The 22,721-nt window shown below is 63.9% G+C and carries 19 protein-coding genes; 8 read left to right on the top strand and 11 right to left on the bottom strand.

Annotated elements, in window-relative coordinates:
* The 3 genes from UW3_RS29335 to UW3_RS0107605 form a co-directional block, all read left to right on the top strand.
* Positions 1 to 325 (top strand): DUF4136 domain-containing protein (locus UW3_RS29335; protein ID WP_237716730.1); only part of this gene is annotated, 325 nt, incomplete at its 5' end.
* A 19-nt stretch (positions 326 to 344) separates the two neighbouring features.
* Complete coding sequence (locus tag UW3_RS0107610) at positions 345 to 905, top strand: DUF4136 domain-containing protein (RefSeq protein WP_026001226.1); 561 nt, start codon at positions 345 to 347, stop codon at positions 903 to 905.
* A 100-nt stretch (positions 906 to 1,005) separates the two neighbouring features.
* Positions 1,006 to 2,730, top strand: a complete 1,725-nt coding sequence (locus UW3_RS0107605; RefSeq protein WP_148276785.1) for a pilus assembly protein TadG-related protein — start codon at positions 1,006 to 1,008, stop codon at positions 2,728 to 2,730.
* On the opposite strand, the gene UW3_RS0107600 is transcribed toward UW3_RS0107605, so the two are convergent.
* The gene (locus UW3_RS0107600; RefSeq protein WP_010221723.1) at positions 2,715 to 5,414 is read right to left on the bottom strand and encodes a PAS domain-containing sensor histidine kinase; all 2,700 of its coding nucleotides are present in this window, start codon (positions 5,412 to 5,414) and stop codon (positions 2,715 to 2,717) included. The genes UW3_RS0107605 and UW3_RS0107600 overlap by 16 nt on opposite strands.
* Positions 5,411 to 5,854, bottom strand: coding sequence for a TadE/TadG family type IV pilus assembly protein (locus UW3_RS0107595; RefSeq protein ID WP_010221722.1), 444 nt, complete (start codon positions 5,852 to 5,854; stop codon positions 5,411 to 5,413). Before UW3_RS0107595 ends, UW3_RS0107600 begins: the two co-directional genes overlap by 4 nt.
* 75 nt (positions 5,855 to 5,929) lie before the next feature.
* Between UW3_RS0107595 and UW3_RS0107590 the strand changes: the two genes are divergently transcribed.
* Positions 5,930 to 6,400 carry an A24 family peptidase gene (locus UW3_RS0107590; protein ID WP_010221721.1) on the top strand — a complete coding sequence of 157 codons (471 nt, stop codon included), beginning with the start codon at positions 5,930 to 5,932 and terminating at the stop codon, positions 6,398 to 6,400.
* Positions 6,401 to 6,534: 134 nt separating this feature from the next.
* Complete coding sequence (locus UW3_RS0107585; RefSeq protein ID WP_010221720.1) at positions 6,535 to 7,317, top strand: response regulator; 783 nt, start codon at positions 6,535 to 6,537, stop codon at positions 7,315 to 7,317.
* 87 nt (positions 7,318 to 7,404) lie between these two features.
* Here the strand turns inward: UW3_RS0107585 and UW3_RS0107580 are convergent, their stop codons facing one another.
* Genes UW3_RS0107580 through cpaB form a run of 6 tightly spaced genes read right to left on the bottom strand, consistent with a single transcriptional unit; the run spans position 7,405 to position 12,707 of the window.
* Positions 7,405 to 8,292 carry a type II secretion system F family protein gene (locus UW3_RS0107580; protein WP_010221719.1) on the bottom strand — a complete coding sequence of 296 codons (888 nt, stop codon included), beginning with the start codon at positions 8,290 to 8,292 and terminating at the stop codon, positions 7,405 to 7,407.
* Between the two features lies 1 nt (position 8,293).
* Positions 8,294 to 9,175, bottom strand: coding sequence for a type II secretion system F family protein (locus UW3_RS0107575; RefSeq protein ID WP_010221717.1), 882 nt, complete (start codon positions 9,173 to 9,175; stop codon positions 8,294 to 8,296).
* Entirely contained in the window at positions 9,172 to 10,440 is a 1,269-nt protein-coding gene (locus UW3_RS0107570; protein WP_010221716.1) for a TadA family conjugal transfer-associated ATPase, read from the bottom strand. Before UW3_RS0107570 ends, UW3_RS0107575 begins: the two co-directional genes overlap by 4 nt.
* Entirely contained in the window at positions 10,437 to 11,627 is a 1,191-nt protein-coding gene (locus UW3_RS0107565) for a CpaE/TadZ family protein (RefSeq protein ID WP_010221715.1), read from the bottom strand. The genes UW3_RS0107570 and UW3_RS0107565 overlap by 4 nt, the downstream gene beginning before the upstream one ends.
* Complete coding sequence (locus UW3_RS28880; RefSeq protein ID WP_158467527.1) at positions 11,620 to 11,757, bottom strand: hypothetical protein; 138 nt, start codon at positions 11,755 to 11,757, stop codon at positions 11,620 to 11,622. The genes UW3_RS0107565 and UW3_RS28880 overlap by 8 nt, the downstream gene beginning before the upstream one ends.
* Before the next feature lie 20 nt (positions 11,758 to 11,777).
* Entirely contained in the window at positions 11,778 to 12,707 is a 930-nt protein-coding gene (cpaB, locus tag UW3_RS0107560) for a Flp pilus assembly protein CpaB (RefSeq protein WP_010221714.1), read from the bottom strand.
* A 316-nt stretch (positions 12,708 to 13,023) separates the two neighbouring features.
* Between cpaB and UW3_RS0107555 the strand changes: the two genes are divergently transcribed.
* Positions 13,024 to 13,230: a Flp family type IVb pilin gene (locus tag UW3_RS0107555; protein WP_010221713.1), complete on the top strand. Its 207-nt coding sequence runs from the start codon at positions 13,024 to 13,026 to the stop codon at positions 13,228 to 13,230.
* A 62-nt stretch (positions 13,231 to 13,292) separates the two neighbouring features.
* Entirely contained in the window at positions 13,293 to 13,700 is a 408-nt protein-coding gene (locus tag UW3_RS0107550; protein WP_010221712.1) for a response regulator, read from the top strand.
* A gap of 80 nt (positions 13,701 to 13,780) precedes the next feature.
* On the opposite strand, the gene UW3_RS0107545 is transcribed toward UW3_RS0107550, so the two are convergent.
* Together UW3_RS0107545 and pbpC are read right to left on the bottom strand one after the other, a co-directional pair.
* On the bottom strand, positions 13,781 to 15,448 hold the full coding sequence (locus UW3_RS0107545; protein WP_010221711.1) for a ShlB/FhaC/HecB family hemolysin secretion/activation protein: 1,668 nt from the start codon (positions 15,446 to 15,448) through the stop codon (positions 13,781 to 13,783).
* Between the two features lie 98 nt (positions 15,449 to 15,546).
* Complete coding sequence (gene pbpC, locus UW3_RS0107540; RefSeq protein ID WP_010221710.1) at positions 15,547 to 17,901, bottom strand: peptidoglycan glycosyltransferase PbpC; 2,355 nt, start codon at positions 17,899 to 17,901, stop codon at positions 15,547 to 15,549.
* A gap of 104 nt (positions 17,902 to 18,005) precedes the next feature.
* Here pbpC and UW3_RS0107535 point away from each other — a divergent pair, with 104 nt between their 5' ends.
* Entirely contained in the window at positions 18,006 to 18,299 is a 294-nt protein-coding gene (locus tag UW3_RS0107535) for a hypothetical protein (RefSeq protein ID WP_010221709.1), read from the top strand.
* A gap of 50 nt (positions 18,300 to 18,349) precedes the next feature.
* Here UW3_RS0107535 and UW3_RS26635 read toward each other — a convergent pair.
* The coding region (locus tag UW3_RS26635) for an alpha-2-macroglobulin family protein (RefSeq protein ID WP_010221708.1) at positions 18,350 to 22,721 on the bottom strand (4,372 nt) is incomplete at its 5' end.

The raw sequence follows: 22,721 nt of genomic DNA, 5'->3' as shown, positions 1-22,721 counted from the left end.
CCTGCTGGTCAGCGCCGCCCTGCGCCTGGAACGGCGCCTGCGTCAGGTTCGCGAAGATTATTCCGCCTATGACCGCTATCCCTATGGCGGCTATGGCAGTTACGGGCGCTATCACAATGGTTACGGGGTCTACACCAGCGTGCCGCTGGTGCGTACCTACGAAGTCGAGGTAATGGTGGTGCGCGTTGACCTGTATGACGCGCGCGACGGCCAGCCGGTGTGGAGCGCCAGCGCCGAAACCGCCAGCCAGGACTCCCAGGGCAAGCGCGCCGATGCCCTGCGAGAGTCAGTGCAAAAGGCGCTGGCCAGCTATCCTCCCAGTTAAAGGCAATCGGAGAACCACCATGTTGCGCCGTCTCGCTTTACTTTCGTTAATGCTGTTGCTCGGTGCCTGCCAAAGCGGCAACGTCACCCAGGACTTCGATGCCAGCCGCGATTTTGCCGCCTACCGTAGCTGGGTCTGGCAGGAGCCGGGGTTGCAATATCGCCCGGATGATCCGCGGATCAAGAGCGACCTCACCGAACAGCGCATCCGCCAGGCGGTGGCCGGCCAGCTTGACCAGCGCGGCCTGCGCCCGGCCCAGGGCAATAGCCGTGGCGACCTCAAGGTCCAGGCCTACCTGATCGTCGAGAACCGCCAGCAACAGATCACCACCCACTATGGCGGCGGTTGGGGGGGCTACTGGGGTGGCTACTGGGGCGGGCCGATGTACAACGAAACCCGCAGTGTCGACTACAAGGTGGCAACCATCCAGGTGGACATGTTCGACGCCCGCGACGGCAAGCTGGTGTGGCGCGGCAGTGCCGAGCAGATCATGAACAACTACCCGCCAAGCCCGGAAGAACGCAATACGGCGATCCACAACACCGTCGCCAAACTGATGGGCAACTACCCGCCCCGCTGAGTCTCACGGGTCAGTCGCCATAAAGGCGACTGGCCATTATCTTGGCTACACTCCCTTGCACTGCTGCCCCGCGCGGCCATCGGCCGGCAAAGGAGTGCTCGTGGCTTCTCGCTTTCCAGCACGACAACGTGGCGCTATCGGTTTGATCGCAGCCCTGACCCTGGGCATGGCCCTATTGTTCGTGCTCATGGTGGTCGACACCGGCAGGTTGTTTCTGGAACAGCGCAAACTGCAGCGGGTTGCCGACATGGCGGCGCTGGAGGCTGTCAATGGCAAGGGCACGTGCCTGGCCACTGGCCCGAGCGCGCAGGCCCTGGCGACCCAGGCGGCGACCCGCAATGACCATGCCCCAGGGCCCGATCGCAGCCTGCAGGTGGAGTGCGGCAGCCTGCAGACCGGCGCCGCCAGCTTGCGGGTTTTCACTGCCGATGCAAGCAAGGCCGATGCCGTCCGGGTGACGGCTGGCATTACCCTGCAGACCAGTATTGCCGCCGGTATCCGCTCGCTGGTGGCCTCCGCCACCTTTGACCCCAGCACCCGCCTCAGCGCCCAGGCAACCGCGGCCCAGCCCGGTCCGCCGCTGGCCCGCCTGAACATCCGCAGCACCTTGTTGAACATCGACTCATCACGCTCGGCGCAGCTCAACGCACTGATGGGCACGTTGCTTGGCAGCCAGGTCAACTTGAGCCTGGCCCAATGGCAGGGCTTGTTGCAGGCTGACGTCAACCTGCTCAACTACCTCGATGCCCTGGCGATCAAGGCCCAGGTCAGCGCGGGCAACTACACCGAACTGCTGGGCAAGACCGTTAATGTCGGTGAGGCGCTGGCGGTCATGGCCACGGTGGCTGCACAGAACAACCCGCTGGTGGATGTCAGCGGCCTGACCCAGCTCAGTGTCCAGGCCCAGAATGCCGGGGGGATCGTCCTCGGCGATTTACTGGACATCCACAATGGCGGCTCAAGTGCCGGGCTGGACGCCAAACTGCAAGCCCTGCAACTGGTCCAGGGCATGGTGCAACTGGCCAACAGCGCCCATGGTGCCGAAGTCAGCCTGCCGGTCAACCTGCTGGGCCTGGCCAATATCTCGACTAGGGTCAAGATCATCGAACCGCCGCAATTTTCCGCCCTGGGCAATCCGGCCAAAGCCACGGCAAACCCTAAAGACCCCGAGCAGATCTATGTCCGCACCGCCCAGACACGCATCCTGATCAAGGTCGACCTGGGCCCGCTGCTCGGCGGGATCAACCTGGGGATCATCCAGGTGCTACCCAACCCCAGCCTCGACCTGGGCCTGGAGGTTGCCAGTGCCAGCAGCCATGTCACCGGCTACAACTGCGCCTCGGCCGCCAGCAAAAGCCTGACCGTGCACAACGAAGCCGCGGCGGTAAAAGTGCTGATCGGCACGATCGACAGCAACAACTTTTTCTCAGCGGTCAAGCCGGTCGATGCCGCCCCACTGGTGCTACTGAGGGTGCTGGGCATCAATATCGGGCTGGGCACAAACTCACCGGTCTTCAGCCAGAGCGAAACCTTCACCTACCTCAAACCACCTGAGCTTGAACAGGACTCGGCCAACCACCTGCTCAGCTCGACAAACATCGTGGCCAGTGTCCGCAATACCCTGCAGAGCGTGGAGCTGACCCCGAAGGTCGCGCTGGTCAGCCTGTTGCTCAATACGGTTTCAGGCTTGATCGGCGGTTTGCTGGGGGCGCTGCTCGATCCAATCATCAACAACCTGCTGATGCTGCTGGGCATCGACCTGAATCAGGTGGTGATTGGTGCCAACCTCAGCTGCCACAGTGGTCGCGCTCAACTGATGATCTGAGCCCGTGGCAGCTCGATGCAGAACCGCGCGCCCAGCTCACCGTTCTCGACACTCAGGCAGCCGCCCATGGTGTCAATGATGCCGTAGCTCACCGACAGCCCGAGGCCAGTGCCGACCCCCACCGGCTTGGTGGTGAAGAACGGCTCGAAAATGCGTTCGAGCAAACGCGGTTCGATGCCGCCGCCGTTATCCTCGACCCATAGCCGCACCTGCCGCGCATCGCACTCAAGCCCCAGGGCAATCCACGGCTGCAGGTCGCGTTGCTGCTCCCGCCGGGCCAGCAGGGCATCGCGGGCGTTGACCAGCAGGTTGATCAGCACCTGCTCCAACTGATCCTGATGACCACTGACCTGCACGTCGTGCTCAGCGGGCTGCACGCGCAGCTCCACACCCTTGCCGCGCAAGCCGTCAGCCAGCAGCGACAAGGCCCCCTCCACCGCCTGCCAGGGCGCGAACAGTTGCTGCTCGACCTCCGAACGCCGACCGAACACGCGCATGTGATCGACCACCTTCGAGGCACGCAGCACCTGGGCATCGATACGCTTGAGCTTGTCTTGCAGGTAGTCGACCTGGACATCACCGTTTTCCAGACGCTTGAGCGCGTTGACCACGGCCATGCGCATGACGTTGAGCGGCTGGTTGATCTCATGGGCAAGGCCGGTGGCCATTTCACCGAGGGTGGCCATTTTCGCGCTTTGCAGCAGTTGCTGTTGGCTGCGCCTGACTTGCGTGTTGTCGCGGCCCACCGCCTGGACTTCCTGCAGTTGGCCGTGCTCGTCGAACAAGCCGCGGTCAGACCACACCCACCAGGCATGCTCACGCCCGGGCAATTGCAGGCAGATTTCAGCACTGCTGACCGGCTGCTCCGGGGTCAACCCCGCCAGGCGCTCGACAAAGGCCTGGCGCTGCGCTGCGGACATCCACTGGCCGAGGTTCAAGCCGGCCAGTTGCGCGGCTGAACACTCCAGGTAATCGGCCAGCGGCTGGTTGCCGAACACCAGGTTAAGGTCCGGCCGGTAGCGGCAGATCATCGCTGGCGAATCCTCGACCAGCACCCGATAACGCTCCTCGCTCTGGCGCACTTTTTCCGCAGCCTCGGTCGCCTCGCTGACGTCCAGCCAGATGCCCACCACCTCCACCGGCAGGCCCAGGTCATCGCGCAGCAGGCGCGCTTCATCGAGTACCCAGTGATAGCCCCCATGATGATCACGCAGGCGATATCGGCTGCGGCTCTGGCCTTGGCGCAGCAGCGTACGGGTACGTTCCAGCCACAGCGGCTGGTCCTCGGGGTGCAGCCACTGCGCCGGTTGCAGGGGCTCGCCGGCCAGGGGCTGCCAGCCGAGCATCGGCGCCAGGCTGGCACTGCAGAACTCGGTCAGCAACGCGCCTTCGGCGTAGCGCTGGATATAAATCACCGCCGGTGAACTGGCGATCAGGTTTTCCAGACGCGCCTGGGCTGCGCTGGCCTGCGCCTGCTGGGCCTTGATATCGCTGATGTCGAGCATGAAGCCTTGTACCCGGCGGTTGCTGCCACTGCCGTGCACCTGGCCGCACAAGCGATACCAGCGCGGCTGCGCCTGGGTATCGTGGTCCAGCAGGCGCAGGCTCAACTGCAAAGCGCAGCCCTCGCGCTGCAGGTCGCCAAAGGCCAGTTGCGTCGCTTCCCGGTCTGCAGGATGCACGCGGCTGAGCCATTGATTGACCGTCAGCGCCGCAGGCACGCCCAGGCTCTCAGCCAGCGCCGGGTCCAGGTGCAGCTGGGGATCGGCCAGGTGCCATTGCCACCAGCCGGCCCCCAGTTGCAGTTGCAGGCTGTCCAGGCGTTCGCTCTGCACTTGCAACTGATGGGCAGCCAAGCGACCGAGCAGCGGTTCGACAAAGGCCGCGGCAACCAGCAGGGCATCCTGGGCCTGCAGCACTTCTTGCGGCTCGACGCAGACCAGCCAGGCCTGATTGACCTGGCCTTGCGCAAAAGCCAACAGGTAGGTGGACAACCCCGGCAACAAGGCCTGCAACGCAGGCTCGGTGGTGCTGCTGATCATGCTGGCGGGCAGCTGGCGATCCAGCACCGGCGCCATCTGTTCATCTCGCGGCCAGTGCCGTGCATCGCCGCTGCATGCATAGGTCTGCCAGCCCTGATCGGTTTGCACCAGCACGCTCGCCCCCAGGGCCCGCCAGTGCCGCACCAGCCAGTTGAGCTGTTCTTCAGCCACCGCTTGCAGGCGTTCGATGCTGCAGGCACGCAGTGCGCAAGCCAGATGCGCCGTCAGGTGCTGCTGGCGCTCGGCAGCCAGCGCTTGCTGACGATGCTGCAGCAGGTCGCCGATATCGAACAGTTGCAGCAGCCAGCCGCCACGCTGGGCCAGCAACCAGCCACGGGTGTGCAGGGTGTGACCACCGGCCGCCTTGAAGTCCAGTTCCAGCGACTGGCCTTGCCAGTCGATCGGCTCACCTTCAAGCACCAGCAAGCTGTAGGGCTGCACATAGTCGTGCAGGCGCGCGCTGGGCTGGGTCGGCAGCGCTAGCACCGAACGCAGCGGGCCGGCCAGGCGCAATACCCTGGCCGATGCATCCAGCCACAGTTGCAGGCCTACCGCTGGTACCTCGGGCGCTTGCGGCAATGGCTCCTCGGCCGGCGCCGCGCGCCCACGCCAGCGCTCGAACAAGCCCTGGCCGCCACTCACAGTTGCAGGCTCGCTTCGGCCTTGAGGCTGGCGGGCAAGCGCGGGACTTCACCGATACCCGGCAGGTCCAGCACCGGCAACACCGAGGTCAGCTTGGCTTTGGCGTAGTCGATTTTCACTGTCAGCAGCTTGCCGGGGGTGAGCGTGACACTGGCATCGCTGTTGACCTGGAAGTCCAACGACGTCGGCATCCATGCCAGCTGTTCACCGAGCACACGTTTGGCCAGAGCATTGATGTCAGCGCTGTAGGTTGCACTGGCGGGGTCCAGCGCCACGCAGCGGCGCACCGCTTCGCTGCTGGCCTGGTTGAACGACTGCAGCATCAGCATGGGCAGTCCGTAGCTGAGCACCCCGTAGAAGACCGCGAAGAAGATCACGAATACCGCGACAAACTCGAGGGCTGCCGCGCCTTTTTGCCGCTTGCACAGGCTTGCTTGCATGATCGCGTCTACCCTGACAGAGACACCTGAAAGACAGCATAGAATCATTCACCACAAAGGGATGACCTTTCGCCAATGCAAAGCATTGTTCTGCTGCTGTGGCTTGCCTTGTGCTCTGAACAAGATCTGCGCGAACGCCAGATCGCCAATACCCTGACCCTCGGCGCCGCCGCCTGCGCCCTGGCCTATCTGTTCGTGACCGGGCACACTTGGATTGGCGCCGACGCCAGCGAAGGTGGCTGGGCGCTGGCCATCGTCATGCTCCTGACCCTCCCCGGCTACATGCTCGGCCGCCTGGGCGCCGGCGACGTGAAATTGCTCGGTGCCCTGGCCCTGGCCACCGATCGCATGCACCTGCTGGGTACGTTTATCGGTGCCGGTGTAGCCGTCGTTGCCTGGCTGCTGGGCCGTCGCTGGCTGTGGTCCCTGTTAAGTCAGAAGGTTAAGAACCGCCTGAAGCAACTGAACGAAGAGTCGTCAAAAAAACAGCCTTTCGCGCCGTTCCTGCTGGTCGGATTTTTACTGGCTGCGGTCTGGATCCATTAGTCGAATGCTACGTGCAAATGGATGTACCCACCTTGTACATAGCCCAAAAGTGCGACTACTTTCTAATGTGTGCCGGATGGATCCAGGCTCAGCCTGGTCGAGGGAACACAAAGGCGAACAGCAGGGAGTTGCTTGTGAACAAATCAGTCAGTGAATTAAAGGTGCTGGTGGTGGACGACCTGCCACTGATCGTCGAAGAGTTGTGCGAATTTCTCCAGAGCAGTGGCTACCATTGCGTGCCCTGCCACTCCAGTACCCAGGCTATCGAACAGTTCAGTGTCGATCAGGAGATCGCGCTGGTGCTGTGTGATCTGCACATGCCCGACTACGATGGCCTGGAACTGATGCGTGCGCTCAAGGCCATTGCCGGGCCGCAGCGGCTGTTCGAAGCGATCATGCTCACCGGCCGCGCCAACAAGCAGGACGTGATCAAGGCGCTGCGCGAAGGCTTTGCCGATTACTACCAGAAGCCGGTCGACCTCAGCGAACTGCTCGAAGGCGTGCAACGCCAGGAGGCTGCCGTGCTGGAACGACGCAGAAGCTACCAGCACCTGGGTGACCTGAACCAGAAGCTGCAGTTTTTGGCCGACTCGATCGACGACCTCTACCAGGACCTGGACAAGGCCCGCGGGCTCGGCGCCCACCGCCGCGCCACCGACGTCGACCCCGAAGTGGAACCCGACAACCTGCCGACCCTGTTCAACAAGCTGTCACCGCGCCAGCTGGATGTGGCGCGGCTGGTCAGCAAGGGCAAGACCAACTACCAGATCGCCTGCGAACTGGGCATCACCGAAAACACCGTCAAGCTCTACGTGTCCCAGGTGCTGCGCCTGACCCACATGCACAACCGCACCCAACTGGCGCTGGCGCTGTCTCCCAGCTCCTCGCCCCTTCATCAACGTGTCACGGCGCACTGAGTGCCGCGCCGGTGTCAGGTGCAGGCGGCTCACCAGGTTGACCTGCGCCTGGAGATTGTCGTCGCTGCCTTCGTGCCTTGTTCCCGCTCATGAACCCAATGCCCTGCCCAGGGCGCTAAGGCCGGGGCCGGCCAACACGATCAGCAAGGCCGGAAACAGAAACACCATCATCACCATCGACATCTTCCCGGACATCTTCGAAATCCGTTCCTGCATGCGTGTCAGCCGACGGTCATCGAGCAGTTGCTTGAGCGCCAACAGCGACTTCATTGCGCCACCGCCCTGGCTCAGCAATTGCTGGAGAATCACGCAGGTGTCGCTGAACTCGTCGACGCTGAGCAACTGCGCGGTTTTCTCAAGCTCCGCAGCCAAGGCCATACCGGAGTCGACCCGCAGCAGAATCGCCCGCAACTCCTCACTCAACACTGGCAACAGTTGTCGCGACTCCTGACTCAGCACACGCAAGGTTTGCTCCACCGCCAGGCCCGACTCGAAGAGAATCCTCAGCAAGGGTATGAAGGTCGAAACTTCGCCGGCGATCTGTTGCTGGCGACGCACAGCGGCCCACGCCAGCAGGCGCTTGGGCAACAGATAGCCCGCACCCATGGCGCAAAACGGCACTACCAGCCACGGTACCTGGCTATCGCGGTACAGGGTCTCCTGCAGCGCTATGCCCAACCCCAGGGCCAGGAACGGCACGCCAACCTGGCAAGCGGCAAACAGCGCCCGTTGCCGACTCCGCCGCCAGCCCATGCGGTCAAGCAGCAGACGGGTCTCGCTATCCAGATTCAGCGAACGCTGGCCCAGCCGGCTGCTGCCGATCTGTTGCAGCCAGTTGCCCAAGCGGTTCTCACTGCCAAGCTGGCCCTGCAGACGCCGAGCAACCAGGCGCTGACGACGACGCTGGTGCAGCAACTGGCCTGCCAGCAAGACAAATGCGGCGAAGAACATCAGGGCACAGAGCAACCAGGCCATTTCAGATACTCCGTAACATGCGCCACAACACCAGGCAGCCCAGCACTTGCAGGATAAAGGCGCCGAGCAGCAGGAACTGACCGTTGCCGTCCTGCCACATAGCCAGCAAATAGTTGGGGTTGCTGATCAGGAAATAGCCGGCCATCCCCACCGGCAACAGGCCCAGGACAGTCGCGGTCATGCGGGTTTCACCGGTCATGGCGCGCAGTTGACGGCTACCCTGCTCACGCTCGCGAATCAGCTTGATCAGGTTCTCCAGCAGCTCGCTGGCGTTGCCGCCGTAGCGATGATTGATACGCAAGCCCAACGCGAACAGGCGCAGCTCATCCTGCTCATACAGTTCGGCCAGGTCGCTCATGGCATCGTCCAGGCTGACGCCCATCTGCACATTGCGCCGCACCCGCTGTAGAGCGCCATGCAAAGGGTCACGCGACGCATCGATGGCGCCCAGCACGGCATCGTTCAAGGTTCGCCCGGCCTTGAGGCTGCGCACACTGTGATCGAGCAACACCGGCAACTGTTCGATCATCCGCTGCAGCCGTCGGCGATAGCGCCAGCCCAGGAACAACCAGATCAGCAACGGTGCAAGCAGCACCAGCCCGACGCCTGCTGCCCACCCCAGGATCCGGCCACACAGCAGCGCTGTCAGCAGGCCGATCACCAGCCATATCAGCAGCCGGTCATTGCGCCGCTCGATACCGGCGCGCTGCAACAGGCGGTCCAGCCAGTCACGGCTACTGGGCGTCAGCGCCGAGGTCACCTGAACCTGGCCAAGACGCTGCAGGATCCGCTCCTCACCCGACTTGCGCATGCCGCTGTAGAACAAGCGCACCGATACCCCCAGCAAGGCCAGGCAGATCAAGCCAAGTACCGCAGCAATCACGGCTGCAGTTCCGAATAGTCGCGGCGCAGCTTGTCGCCGGCAGGGTTCGGTGCCTCCCGCAAGAAACCCTCGCCGTTGTGCCGATCGAGACGGAACAGGGTATTGGTGACGTACACATCATCGCGCACCCCGACTACCTCCAACACCTCGCTGACACAGCGGCGGCCATCGGCCAGGCGGGTCAATTGAATGACCACATCCAGTGCCGCACAGATCATCTGCCGCAGGGTTTTCTCGGCCACCTGGCGGCCGGTCAGGCCGACCAGGGTTTCCAGACGCAGCAAGGCGTCCTGGGCGGTGTTGGCATGTACGGTACTCATTGAGCCGTCGTGACCGGTGTTCATCGCGGTGAGCACATCGAGCACTTCGACGCCACGGATCTCGCCGAGCAGAATGCGGTCGGGGCGCATCCTCAAGGCATTGCGGATCAACTCGCTGGCCTTGATCTCGCCATGCCCCTCGGCATTCGGCGGACGGGTTTCCAGGCGCACCACGTGAGGGTGATCGAGTTGCAGCTCGGCCACGTCTTCGATGGTCACCAAGCGCTCGCGGGGCGTAATCAACTGGCTGAGGATATTCAGCATGGTGGTCTTGCCGGTGCCGGTGCCGCCACTGACCAGGATGTTGCAGCGCCGTGCCACCGCCAACTGGATGAAGTCGAGAATGCCCTGGTCGATGGTCCGGGTGGCCAGCAGGTCGGCGCTCTTGAGCATGTCCTTGCGAAACTTGCGGATCGACAGGCACGGACCGTCCAGCGCCACCGGCGGAATGATCGCGTTGACCCGGCTGCCGTCGGGCATGCGCGCATCGACCATGGGTGACGATTCATCCAGGCGCCTGCCCAAGGGCGCGAGAATCCGTTGCATGACCCGCTCGACATGGTGGGCATCGATAAAGCGCAGATCCGTCTGCTGCAGCAGGCCAGCCCGCTCGATGAACACCCGGTGCGGGCCGTTGACCAGGATTTCGGTGACGCTGGCATCGCGCAACAGCACTTCAAGCGGACCGAAGCCGGTCAGTTCGTCGACGATTTCCTCGGCCAGGCGTTCCATCTCGTAGCGCGACAGGGCCAGGTGCAGTCGGGCGATATAGTCGCCGACCTGCTCCACCACGAATTGCGCCAGGGCCGGGCGCGAGCCTTCGAGCAGGTTGCGCCCGCTGTCCTCGATGGCATCGATGATGTAACGATGCAAGGCGCGCTTGAGCCCTTGCGGGTCGGCCCCCAGGTTGTGCCGCGGGCCGCCGAACAGTTCGTCACCGCTCATTTATGCCCCCATAACCGATTGAGCCAGTTGGCGCTGACCGCAGGGTTGCTCTCGGAGCGGCGCGCCAGCCGTTCACCGAGCGCTTTCAAATGTTGGGTGAGCTGCTCGCGCGGTGCCAGTTCGAACAAGGTCAGGCCCTGGTTCTTGGCATTCAGGCGCACCTCTGGGCTGTAGGGCAAAACCCGCAGAACCGGCAAGCCATAGCGCTTGCCCAGGGCTTCGGAGTCCGGTGCGACGCCGCGCAGGTAGCGGTCGACCAGCAGGCTGGCATGTTCGAGCTTCATGCCCTTCTCGCGCCATTGGGTCAGCACCTCCAGGTTGCGCCGGCAATCGAGGACATTCTGGTCGGTGTACCAGATCAGCTTGTCACAATGGCTGACGAAGGTGCGCAGGGCTTCGCTGTCAACCTGCCCGGTCAGGTTCACGACGATGTGCTGGAAATGCTGGCGCAAGGCGCTGAGCAGCATGTACAGCTCCGCCGCGCTGGTGCGTTCCAGCGGTTCGTCGGTCTCGGCGTAGGCCAGCAGGCGCAGGCCCGAACTTTCACGCGTGAAGGCGCTGTCGATCAGGGTATTGTCGAGCCGGCGCAGGTGGCGCAGGGCATCGCCGAAATGAAACGAGGCTTCCAGGCCGAGCAACGCCAGGCTGTCACCACGAGGCACGCCAAGGTCCAGCAGCAACGTTTGCTGGCCGCTGGTTTGCACCACCCGCGCCATATGGGTGGTCAGCAAGGCGCCATCAGCGGTGCACTGGGCGCCATAGAGTACCGTCAGCCCCCCAAGGCTGGGGTTGCTGGCTACTGGCGGCAGGCGTTTGCTCAAGCGCCGCACCAACCCTGCGACTTCACTGGAGCGCGAGCCATAGGCGACAAAGTCCCGCGCCCCGGCACGCATGGCATTGAGCACCAACTGGTTGTCCATGCCATCGCCCAGGGCAACGATTGCCAGCATCGGCTTGGCTTCCAGCACCCCCTCAATCAGTGCGCACTGATTGACCACCTGCTCACGATCCAGCCCCACGAACACCAAACCGGCAAAGGTGACATCGACCAGCGCCAGCAGCTCGTCAAGGCTGCCGCTGCCGGCGCCCACCACCTGCCCCAGTGGCGCCAGCGCACCTTGCAGCCACTGCAAGTCGCCATCGTTGCGGGTGATGGCGAGGAAGGTCTGGCTCAGGCTTTCACTCATGGGGATAACCCGCTGCGACGTTCGAAGTCGCCGTTATCGAGGGCGCTGCCAGCGCCATTGGCACCTGCGGCGCAGTGCACGGCAAGGCACAGAGCATCTGCTTGGTTACCCGCTCGGAACGACTGCTCATTGAAGGGCATCCTTGCTTGGTCAGGGGGTGGGCTGTCCGGCTTGATTTCCGCGGATGATCTCTATGCCGCGCGACGGCGCGACGCTGGCCACCGGCTGGGCAGCGGGTACCTGGGCAAGCTGACTGAAGCGATAGAGTTTGCGATTGGCGCTATCGACTTCCTTGCTGCTGGCTTTGGGGTCCGCCCAATAGCGGGCCAGGCGCTTCTCTTCGGCGCTGCGTACGGCCAGGCGCAAACTGCCGGCCTGGGCGGCAAGCAGCAAGCGGCTGGCCAGTGCCTCGGGAACGGCAAGCACTACCGTGCGCGCAGCATTGGGCGGTTGCTGCGGCTGGCTCTTTTCATTCACTGGCGGCTGCGCGGGCTTGCCGTCATTGGTCAGGCCCAACTGTTCGCCGACACTGAGCAGACGCAATGCCGGCAGTACCACCTGAGCCGACGCTTGCGGGTTGCGGGTCTCTTCGCGCAGATACAGCAAGACATCGACATAGTCGCCCGGACTCAACTGCCCGGCGACGCCCACCACCTCATCCACAGCTACCGCCAGCGCGCGCTCATGGGGATGGATCATCCGTGCCAGCGGGCCACCGGCTTCGAAGCTGCCCTGCTCCAGCCAGGTTCCAGCACTCAACGCGCGCCAACTGCTGCGCCCGAGCACTTGCTCAAGGGTCTGGAAACTGCCGGGCGGAGCCACCTGCAAGCGTTCTACTACCAGGTCGTCTGCCGTCAGCGGCACATACGCGGCAACGTCACGACGCAACACCACCACCGGCTTGCGCAGTTGGTCAGCGGCGTCTTTTGCCACTTGCTCAACGGGCGTCGGTACAGGTGCAGCGACAGGTGCGGCAAGCGGTTCACTGGGTGGGCGGCTCAGGACCAGGCCCCAGTAACCGGCCAGCAACGCACCGAGCAGAAAGAAGCCTGCGAGGATGATGGTAATGCGACTGCTCATGCCGATCCTCCTTCCCCTCAGCGTTCTTTCGGCCCTTTATGTGAAATGGCCTACAGCACTGCAGTCGGAAACAACTATTTCGCTATTTGACGGTAGCGCAGCTAAGACAAAATGCCATTACCCGTCAGATTTTTTTCCGTCGCAAAACCGGCAGCACCATAAAACAACAGCTTATTGGCGCCGGCATTGAGTTATAACTTTAGTATTAATACCTTCTTACATTTGCCGAAGTATGACCCGTTGACAATGCTGTGATGGCAAAGGGGAATCATCCAATACCCCTGCCACCTGCGCCTGCGGCGCAAGGAGAAATGCCATGCGTCTTTCCCGTGTCCTCAAAAGCTGCAAAGAATTCTTCTACCGCAAAGAGGGTGCCTCGGGCATCGAGTATGCGATTGCCGCGGCGATGGTGGCAGTGGTGCTGACAGCGTTCATCACCCCTATTTCCGGTAGTGTGTCTTCGGTCATGACCAAGGTTCAGGGGGCGATGACCAAGGCTCAAGCCACGACGCCTTCAGAGTAGGCCAGCATCACTGCTGTACCGTTTGGGTCTCTTGTTCAATCACGCTGCCATAGGACTACCTCATGCCGACCTCTTCCCCCCGTCAACAATTGCTCCTGGTGGATGACGAAGAGGACGCCTTGCTGGAGCTTGCCGAATTGCTGGAGGGTGAGGGGTTTTGCTGTCACACGGCTACCTCGGTCAAACTCGCCCTGCAACAGCTCACCCGCCACCCGGACGTGGCCCTGGTCATCACCGACCTGCGCATGCCCGAGGAAAGCGGCATTTCACTGATCAGGCGTCTGCGCGAGCACACCGCGCGTCAACACCTGCCGGTGATCGTCACCTCCGGGCATGCCGACATGGACGACGTCAGCGACTTGCTGCGTCTGCAGGTGCTGGACCTGTTCCGTAAGCCGATCTACCACAACCGCCTGCTGGAAACCCTGGACAACCTGTTCCCCAAGCCGCGGATGCAACTGGTGCAGTGAACCTTTCAGGTCTGCTGCGCAGCCCATCGCTGGCAACGCCAGCTCCCACGATAGACCTGCTTATACCTGGCGATGCACGTTCATAACTGCACACTGAAACTCAAGCTGACCCGCGGCTCGCGGTCAAAGCTGTCGAGGGCGACATCCGACAGCGGCTTGGCCAGCTCCAGCGCAAGGTTGTAGAAACGCCCGTCACCGATGCGCAGCCCCAATGCTGCTGAAGACAGGTGCGCATCACGCAGGTCCACTTCATTGAACCAGGTGCGCGCGGTATCCAGCACGGCATAAGGTTGCAGCAGCTTCAGCCAGCGGCCATCGCCGTTGAAGCTGTAGTTGACCTCATAAGCCAGGCCCCAGCCCTTGTCGCCCAGAGCCTGATCGGCGGGATAGCCACGAGCGAAGCTTTGCCCGCCGAATACCACCCGCTCACTGTCAGGCAGGCTGTCGCCACTCCAGTACAAGGCCGCCGACACCACGCCCTGCCAGTTGCCGAACAGGCGGTCGCTCTGCAACCCGGACAGGCGCAGGCGCAAGAAATCCAGGTCGAAATCGCTGTTGGTTTTCGCCCCCAGATAATCAAGGCCCTGGTAGGCGCCACCACTGACGATCCGCAGTTGGTCTGCATTGGCCTTGCGCCACTCGCCCTCAAAGCCCAGGGCGCGCACATCGGTGCGGTTGCTCAGGCGCATGGGCGCGCCGACTGCGCGGTACAGCACATCGTCGTTGACCATGTAGAAGCGCGCGGCAACGTTGAGCGACTCGCCGGGCGCGGCGAGCAGTACCTGGCTCAAGCCGGCCGAGAAGCGGTCATTCTCGCGATGGGCCTTGAGTTGGGTGCCATCGCCGAGCAACACCTGGGCACTGGGGTTGCTGTCGTAACGCGACGCCGACAAGTGCAGCTGGCTGCCCTGGTCGTCCAGGTACTGGGCGTAATCCAGGCGAAAATAGCTTTCGTGATCTTCCCCGCGTGGCGCCAGGGTGGTGACACTGAACTGTTCGGCGAGCGCTGTCTGTGCGTTGCTGCTCACGGTGAGTAGCGCCTGGGGGTCATCGCGGGTGCCATCGGTGATGACCAGGGTTGCGCTGAACGGCCGGCGCGTGGCCTCGATGATCAGGCGGCTGGCACCATTGCTGGCATCGGCAGGCGACAACCGCGCCTGCACGCTGAAACCCGGCAGGCGACTCATCAGGGCGACATAGCGCTCGAAGGTCGTACGGGTCAGCGGGCGTTCGGCCTTGAGCCAACCCACCAGTTGCTCCACATAGGCTGCCGCCGGGCCAACCTTGCCATGTAGCTCAAGATCGTCGATGTAGCCTTCGACCAGCACCACCCGTACCCGGCCATCGGCGAAGTCCTGCTCGGGCAGATAAGCATGGGACAGCAGGTAGCCGTCCTGCTGGTAGCGCTGGGTCAGGCGCTGGGTGGCGTCGATCAGTTCGCCCAGACTGACCTCGCGGTTGACCAGGCCTTGATAGTTGTCGCGCAGGTCACTCAACGGATAGATGCTGCCGCCCTCGAAGCGCACCTTGCGCAGGAATATCCGGGTATCACGCAGTAATGGCTGGGCCAGGGTGACCGCAATGGGCACCTGCACACCCGGGTTGCTCGGCCGATAGGCATCGGCCGGCAGGTTGGGGGCGGGCAGGTTTCGTTCGATTTCGTGGCTGTCGAGAAAGCGCGGCAGGGGTTCGCTGCTGGCCACGCTCGCCCAGGACAATCCAACAATTGCGACAGCCAACGGACGCATCGGACACTCCATGATCCCGATCAGTACGCAGCCGCCAGGGCAGCGGCCTCGTCACCCCAAGCGTAGGTGCTGGCCCCGGCATCGTCTAATGCGCGTTGTCACTCGTTGACCTGGAACTCGACCCGGGCGGTTTCGCCACTTTCATCCAGGGCGCTCAACTCGAAGCGCCCGGCCTGGTCGAAGCTCGCCGTAAGGTTTTCCTGGCCGCTGGTTTCGCCCAGCGGCGCACCGTTGAGAAACCACCAGTGCCGACCGTTACCGCCAAGGGCCGAGACCTTGAAACGCAACGGCTCGCTGCTGGTGGCCGGACGGCGTAACTGATCGCCCTGACGCACACCGACGATCGACAACGGCGGCGCGCTGGGCGGCACCTGCGGCGGGCAACCCGGATCGACCTTGGGCAAGCGCGCCTCGCGGCGTTCCACCCGTGGCAGCCAGGGTTCCAGTGGCGACGGCCATAGGGCGATGTCCCGCGCCTGGGCGCCGGGGCACGTGGCATCGACGCGCAAGCCCTGGGTGTTGACCCAGACGGTCTCGCGCAGGCCGACGCTCAACGGTTGGTCCTGGGCCAGCAAGGTCGGCGGCGTGGTGCCGTCCAGGGTCCAGGCGAAGCGCTGGCGACGGCAGTTCGGGTCCTGGCGGGCCATGGGTTGCCCCAGCGGCCAGCAGATTGCCGCAACCCCGACATTGGCCGGCACCGCCGTCACGGGAGTGGCGATACCGCGCTGGCTGTCGCGGTTGCTCAGCACGTCATGCACCTGCAGCATCAACGGCGCCGCCGAGGCCAGGCCGAACTGCCCCGGCACTGGCGTACCATCCGGGCGGCCGATCCAGATGCCGATCAGGTAGCGCGGCCCCACGCCAATCGACCAGGCATCACGAAAGCCATAGCTGGTACCGGTCTTCCAGGCCAACTGCGGACGCTGCACCAGTTCGGCGTGAGGGTCGCGATCCGGGCGCGCCTGGCCGCTGAGAATACGCCGGATGATCCAGGCGCTGCCCGGCGACAGCAGGCGCCGCTCAAGCAACGGCTCATCCGGCTGCAAGCGGATCGGCGCGCTCAAGCCATCTCGGGCAAACGCCGCATAACCACCCACCAGGTCCTCCAGGCGGCTACCGGCGCCGCCGAGAATCAGCGACAGGTTCGGCTCGGCCAACGGCGGCAGGATCAGCGGCACGCCACCACTGCGCATCTGCGCGGCGAAGCGCTTCGGCCCGTAGGCTTCAAGCAGTTGCACCGCCGGCAGGTTCAATGACAATGCCAGGGCGGAACTGGCCGCCACCGGCCCGCTGAAACCCATGGAGAAGTTGCCCGGGCGATAATCGCCGTAGCGCCGCGGCACATCCTGCAGCAAGGATTCGGAATGGATCAGGCCATCGTCCATGGCCATGCCGTAAAGAAACGGCTTGAGGGTCGAGCCGGGTGAGCGCAGGGCGCTGATCATGTCGACGTGGCCAAAACGGCGCTCGTCATTGAGATCAATCGAACCCAGGTAAGCGCGTACCGCCATGTTCTGCGCCTCGACCACCAGGATCGCCGCCGAGGTACGCTCCGGCAGCCGCGCACGCCAGCCCAGCAACAGGTCTTCCAGGCGCCGTTGCAAGGAGGCATCGAGGGTGGTGCGAATCAACGGCGGGCTGAGCGGACGATTGAGTCGGCGCGCCAGCAGCGGCGCCAGCGCCGGCTCCTGACGCGGTGCCAGCAACAGTGGCTCTTCTGCTGCCTCGGCAACCCGCTGCTGCGGCCATACCTGGTACTCGGCCAGGCGTTGCAGGACCTTGTCGCGCGCCGCCTGGGCACGCTCGGGGTGGCGATCCGGGCGCAGACGGCTTGGTGCCTGGGGCAGCACCGCGAGCAGCGCCGCCTCCGACGGCGTCAGGTGCATCGGCGACTTGCCAAGGTACGCCCAACTGGCGGCGGCGACGCCCTGCAAGGTGCCGCCGAACGGCGCGCGGTTGAGGTAGATTTCAAGGATCTGCGCCTTCGACAGGTGCCACTCCAGCTGTGCCGTGCGCCACAACTGACGCAGCTTGCCGGGCAGCGTGCGCGAATGTGGGTCGAGCAGACGCGCCACTTGCATCGACAGCGTACTGCCGCCAGACAACACCCGGCCACCGCGCAGGTTCTGCCAGGCCGCCCGCGCCAGCGCCAGCGGATTGACCCCGGGGTGATGGTAGAACCAGCGGTCTTCGTAAGTCAGCAATGCCTCCAGGTAATAGGGCGAAATCTGTTCGGCGCTGACCGGGTAGCGCCATACACCCTCGGCATCGGCGAAGCGCCACAGCGGCGTGCCGTCTTCGGCCAGCACTACCCGGGCCAGATCATCCGCCGGCATCGGCAACGGCCAGAGGCGGTCGGCGAGCCCTAGCAAGGCAACAAGCAGCAACGGGATACCGAGCAGCAAGCCCAGCGGTTTTCTGATGGCGCCGCGCAGGCGCGTTAAGATGTGCATCAAGTCCTCCTGGCGTAACAGCTACGCAGGGAACCGACCCGGCCAAGGCACGGCCAAAGGCTTGGCAACGGCGCATTCGCCGAATTGATCATCAGGAAGCAACTATGCATGTAGAAGGTTTTTTCGAGTGGCTCGGCCAGGCACTGGGGGCAGTGATCCGTTTTATCGTCGACGGCCTGAGCGGGTTGTTCAACTTGCTGGCCAACGCCGGTAGCAATTTCATCGAGGGCCTGTCACGCACCCTGGGCATGGACACTTCGCTGGTCAGCATCCTCGCCCTGATCATCGGCCTGATGCTGCTGTACTCGGCGATCCGCGCGTTCATGCGCGCTTCGATCATACTCGGCATCATCTGGCTGGTGCTGGGTTTGTGGGTGCTGAGCTGGATCATTCACTGAGCAATTAGAGCATGTGGGAGCGGATTCATCCGCTCCCACAAAGCCCTCTGTCAGCGGCCTTTGACTACCAGTTCGGCAGGCGTCTCGCCCACCGCGTTGTAGTTCGGCCGGTACATCGACTCGACCTGCGGCGGCGGTACCTTGTAGGTCCCCGGGGTCACCGCGCGGGCCAGGTACAGCAGGTGGGTGGTGGAGTAGTAGTCGATGTTCAGCGCCGCTACGTAGCGGTCATCGCGAAACTCCTGATGCACCACGTTGGCGTTCTGCATCGACTCTCGCCATTCCTTCACCGCACTGCTGGCGTTCTCCAGACTGGCCGCACTTTGCGCCAGGTTCTGGTTTTCCAGCTCCAGGCCCGCCGGCAGCAGGTCGACCACCAGGGCGTCCGGCACCTGGGTGTTGGCCGTCACGGCCAGGTGCACCAGCACCAGGTCACCGCTCTTGAGCGCCTTGATGTCCAGTGCCTGGCCATTCATACCGAGGAACTCGCGGCGGATGGTCATGCCGCTGCCTCGGGCAACCGGGGCCTGACGCGGATAACCAGACAGGGTCAGTTGCTGGAACAGGGTCTCGCTGCCTTCGTTCTGGATGGTCAGCGGCGAAGCCAGCAGTGGGCCCTCGAGTTTCATCCCCGATTGCTCGGGATTGAACTCGCGCACTTCACCGGCGCTGTCCAGGCGCGCCGACCATTTGCTTTCCGGCTTGCCCAGCAGACCACGACCGGCAAGGAACAGCGCGTTGCGCTCCTGAGTCGACAGCCAGCGGTTACCCGCCATCTGATCGGAGAGCTCGAACAGCCGTGCATCGACCTTGTCGCTGGCCAGGTTGTTCTCGGTGAGCAGCGACAGGATCAGCGCCTGGTCACGCACGGAGCTGCCGTAGTCGCCCAGCCAGGTGTTTTCGTTGCGGGTGACGGCAAGGCCGGCCTGCAGCGCCTGTTGCCCACGCGGCTTGTCGCCCATCTTGTCCAGGGCGATGGCCAGTTGTACCAACGGCAGGCCCGAGCGCGAATCGCTGCGCCGCTCGAACAGGCTGCGCAGGGCGCCCAGCGGCGCCTGCTGGGTACGCGCCAGCACCAGGGCGGCGTAGGCCTGCACGGCGAAGCGGCTGTGCTCGGAGTTCTGGCTGTAGTTGACCTCGATCAGGTTGCGCTCCTGCAGGTAACGCAGCAGACGCTCGCTGGCCTTTTTCAGGGCCTCGGGCGGTACCGCATAACCTTGCTCGCGGGCGCGCAGGAGGAAGTCGGTGACGTAGGCGGTCAGCCAGAACTCTTCCTGGTCATCGGCGCTCCACAGGCCGAAGCTGCCGTTGTAGCGCTGCATGCCCAACAGGTGCTCGATGCCCATCTCGATCTTGCGCTTGCGCACGTCCGCCGCTTCACCCTTGATACCGAGGCGCTTGAGGGTCGCGGCATCAGCGTACAGCGATGGGTACAAGCCACTGGTGGTCTGCTCCAGGCAACCATACGGATAGGCTTCGAGGGCGCGGATCTGTTCGGCCAGGTTCAGCGGTGGGCGGCTCGACAGGGCCAATGAGGCTTCAAGGCCGGCGGGTTCGAACAGTGCAAGGTCTGCGTCGGGCAAGGTCCAGGGTTGGTCTTTGAGGGCGACGCGATAGTGCTGCAGCATCGCCGGGTAGGCCGGGCGAATGCCCAGGGTCCAGTCGCGGCTGAAGGCCGTGGCCGATTCGCCCGGCAGTTGCAGGCCCTGCACGTCGACCTTGACCTTGCCCTGGCCCAGGCCACCGCTGGCCTGCACCGGCACCAGCAGGGTGACGCGCTTGCCTTCGGTGAGGTTCAGGGTCTGTTCGGCGGCGCCGAGCAGGTTCAACTGGCCTTCGGTGCTCAGGCGCACGGTCAGGTTCTGCGCCTTGCCCGACAGGTTGGACAAGTCCAGGGCCAGGGTGGTGCGGTCGCCACCGGCGAGGAAGCGCGGTGCCGAGAGCTCGGCGATCAACGGTGCGGCAACCACGGTCTTGCCTTCGGCCATGCCGTAGCGCTCGCCGGTCCAGGCCTGGGCCATCAACCGCAGTTCACCGTTGAAGTCGGGGATATCGACCGTGGCTTCACCTTCGCCCTTGTCATTGAGGGTGACCGGGGCGCTTTGCTTGGCGACGATGGTCACCGTGGTGTTCGGGCGCTTGCCGCCCTTGGCCATGGCGGCGTCACCACCGAAGGCCAGGCTGGCCAGACGGCCCTGCCCGGCTTCGATCAGTTGGCCATAGATGTCCAGCTGGTCGGCGCCATAGGCCTTGCGCCCGAACATACCGGTGAACGGGTCGGGGGTAGCGAATTCGGTGATGTTAAGGATACCCACGTCCACTGCCGCCAGCAGTACATGCACCTGTTTGGGCACGCTGCCGTCGGCATTGCGCGCCTGTACCTTGACGGTCAGCGGCTGCTTGGGACGCATCTTCTCCGGCGCGCTGAGGGTGACGGCCAGCTTACGTTCGTGACGATCCAGCGGCAGGTGCAGCACACCTACGGCGCGCTTCGGCGTGGCGTTGACCTTGCGCTCACCCGGGCGGATCACCAGGGCGCTGACATACAGGTCATGGCGCGCCCACTTCGGATCGAGCTTGACGGCGAAGCTCTTGCCTTCGGCCGGCACGTCGATTTCTTCCCACCACAGTGGGCCTTCGCTGGACTCGACCATCAGGTAACCAGTGCCTGCGGCAGGCGGGGTGACGGTGATGTTGGCGGTGGCGCCATCGGCGTAGGACGGCTTGTCGAGGGCCAGCTTGACCTGATCGGGACGCACGGCGCCGCCGTCGGCGTTGTCCTGGGCACGGTAGCCGGCCCAGAAGCGTTCGCTCGACACCAGACCGGTCTGCGGGTCTTCGACCTCGACGCGGTACGGGCCCCAGTCAACCAGGAAGTTGACCCGCGCGGTCGAGCCGGCTTTGACATTGACCGTCTCTTCGTTCTGGGTCAGATACTTCTCGTTGTAGTTGTAGCTCCAGCCATCGCTCTGCGAGTAGTTCCAGTAGTAGTCGCGACGCTCACGGATCAGGCGAACCTTGAGGTTGTTGACGGCCAGCTTGTTGCCTGCGGCATCGGCCACCAGCACTTCGAATTCCACCGGGCCTTCGCCGTCGGTCTCTTCACCGTCGAACAGGCCGCGCAGGCCAGGCAGGCGCCCGGCCGGCCAGATGGGTTGTTCAAGACGGCGGGTGATCGGCCGGCCACCGGACTCCTGCAGGCTCGCCTGCACGGTCAATTGCAGCGGCGAACGGGCTTCGGACCATTTGCTTTCGATGTTCAGCGTGGTTTTGCCCGCGGCATCGAGGGTAACCTCGTCCAGCTCCAGGTCGTGGCTCAGTTCCTCCTCGGTGATCGAACCGAACTTGTAGCCAGGCAGCGCCGGTACCGCTTCACGCAACGGGCGCACATAAGCCTGGCCGCTCAGGCGGTTGCCCGAGGCCGGGGCGCCATACAGGTAGCGACCATTGACCTTGATCTGCGCGGTCTGCTCCGGGCTCAACGGCTTGTCGCTGCCCTTGAGCTCCAGGGCCAGGCGCTCGGGCAGGAAGTCTTCGACGAGGAACTCGAACACCTGCTTCTTGCCGCCGCCGAGGTCGAACAACAACTGCCAGCGCCCGGTCGGCGCTTCATCGGCCAGTTGCAGTTGATACTGATAGAAGCCATTGGCATCGGCTTCCCAGACGAACTTGCGGCTGATCTGCTCATCCGGGCGGCGGACTTCCACGGTCACCGGTTGCGGCTTGAGCGGGCGGCCATCCTGGTCACGCAGCAGGCCGTTGAGCAGCACGGTTTCACCCGGGCGATAGAGGTCACGCGGGCCGAACACGAAGAACTGCAGCGGGTTGGCCTGAGGGCCGGTGATGTCGAACTCGGCCAGGTCCAGGGCAGCGCTGTTCAGGCGCAGCATGGTGGTGTGCACGCCTTGGTGGGCCAGCAGGGTTTCAGCCTTGGGCGGCGTTGGCAACTGGGCGTGGCCGTCGCTATCGGTTTTGGCCTGGGCCAGCACGCGGCCTTCGCCGTCGAGCAGTTCCAGCTCGACGCCGCTCAGCGCCTTGCCGCCTTCCAGGCCCTGGGTGAAGACATCCATGCGGTTCTGGTAGCGATGCGCCGAGACGCCGATGTCACTCAGGGTGAACAGCGTCGCCGGTTGCGAATAGTCATAGGTGCCGGACGCGCGCATCACCGCCAGGTACACGCCGGGCTCTTGCAGCGGCTTGATCCCCGCAATCGGCAGCAGTACGGTCTCGCGGGTGTTCTTCGCCGGGTTGAGGTCGAAGCGGCCGCTGTAGACCAGCTCGGCCATGTCCAGGGTTTCCTTGGACTGGTAGTAGTACAGGCTGCTGTTGCGGCCCCAGGCGGCAAGGAACGGCGAGAGTTTGTCAGGCTTGATGCGGAAGAACTCGACATCGACCTTGTTGACGTTCAGGGCGATCACCGGC

The organism is Pseudomonas donghuensis (assembly GCF_000259195.1).
In the GTDB taxonomy this organism is placed as follows: domain Bacteria; phylum Pseudomonadota; class Gammaproteobacteria; order Pseudomonadales; family Pseudomonadaceae; genus Aquipseudomonas; species Aquipseudomonas donghuensis.
The sequence above is the reverse complement of the archived record's forward strand: the minus strand, read 5'-3'. Positions and strand labels throughout refer to the sequence as shown.

What these genes read in the sequence shown, in the direction of transcription:
- UW3_RS0107570 (WP_010221716.1), bottom strand. Translation starts at nt 10,440, where the DNA reads ATGAGCGGTGACGAACTGTTCGGCGGCCCGCGGCACAACCTGGGGGCC.
- UW3_RS0107610 (WP_026001226.1), top strand. Translation starts at nt 345, where the DNA reads ATGTTGCGCCGTCTCGCTTTACTTTCGTTAATGCTGTTGCTCGGTGCC.
- UW3_RS0107595 (WP_010221722.1), bottom strand. Translation starts at nt 5,854, where the DNA reads ATGCAAGCAAGCCTGTGCAAGCGGCAAAAAGGCGCGGCAGCCCTCGAG.
- UW3_RS0107535 (WP_010221709.1), top strand. Translation starts at nt 18,006, where the DNA reads ATGCATGTAGAAGGTTTTTTCGAGTGGCTCGGCCAGGCACTGGGGGCA.
- UW3_RS0107565 (WP_010221715.1), bottom strand. Translation starts at nt 11,627, where the DNA reads ATGAGTGAAAGCCTGAGCCAGACCTTCCTCGCCATCACCCGCAACGAT.
- UW3_RS0107555 (WP_010221713.1), top strand. Translation starts at nt 13,024, where the DNA reads ATGCGTCTTTCCCGTGTCCTCAAAAGCTGCAAAGAATTCTTCTACCGC.
- UW3_RS0107550 (WP_010221712.1), top strand. Translation starts at nt 13,293, where the DNA reads ATGCCGACCTCTTCCCCCCGTCAACAATTGCTCCTGGTGGATGACGAA.
- cpaB (WP_010221714.1), bottom strand. Translation starts at nt 12,707, where the DNA reads ATGAGCAGTCGCATTACCATCATCCTCGCAGGCTTCTTTCTGCTCGGT.
- UW3_RS0107580 (WP_010221719.1), bottom strand. Translation starts at nt 8,292, where the DNA reads ATGGCCTGGTTGCTCTGTGCCCTGATGTTCTTCGCCGCATTTGTCTTG.
- UW3_RS0107590 (WP_010221721.1), top strand. Translation starts at nt 5,930, where the DNA reads ATGCAAAGCATTGTTCTGCTGCTGTGGCTTGCCTTGTGCTCTGAACAA.
- UW3_RS28880 (WP_158467527.1), bottom strand. Translation starts at nt 11,757, where the DNA reads ATGAGCAGTCGTTCCGAGCGGGTAACCAAGCAGATGCTCTGTGCCTTG.
- pbpC (WP_010221710.1), bottom strand. Translation starts at nt 17,901, where the DNA reads ATGCACATCTTAACGCGCCTGCGCGGCGCCATCAGAAAACCGCTGGGC.
- UW3_RS0107545 (WP_010221711.1), bottom strand. Translation starts at nt 15,448, where the DNA reads ATGCGTCCGTTGGCTGTCGCAATTGTTGGATTGTCCTGGGCGAGCGTG.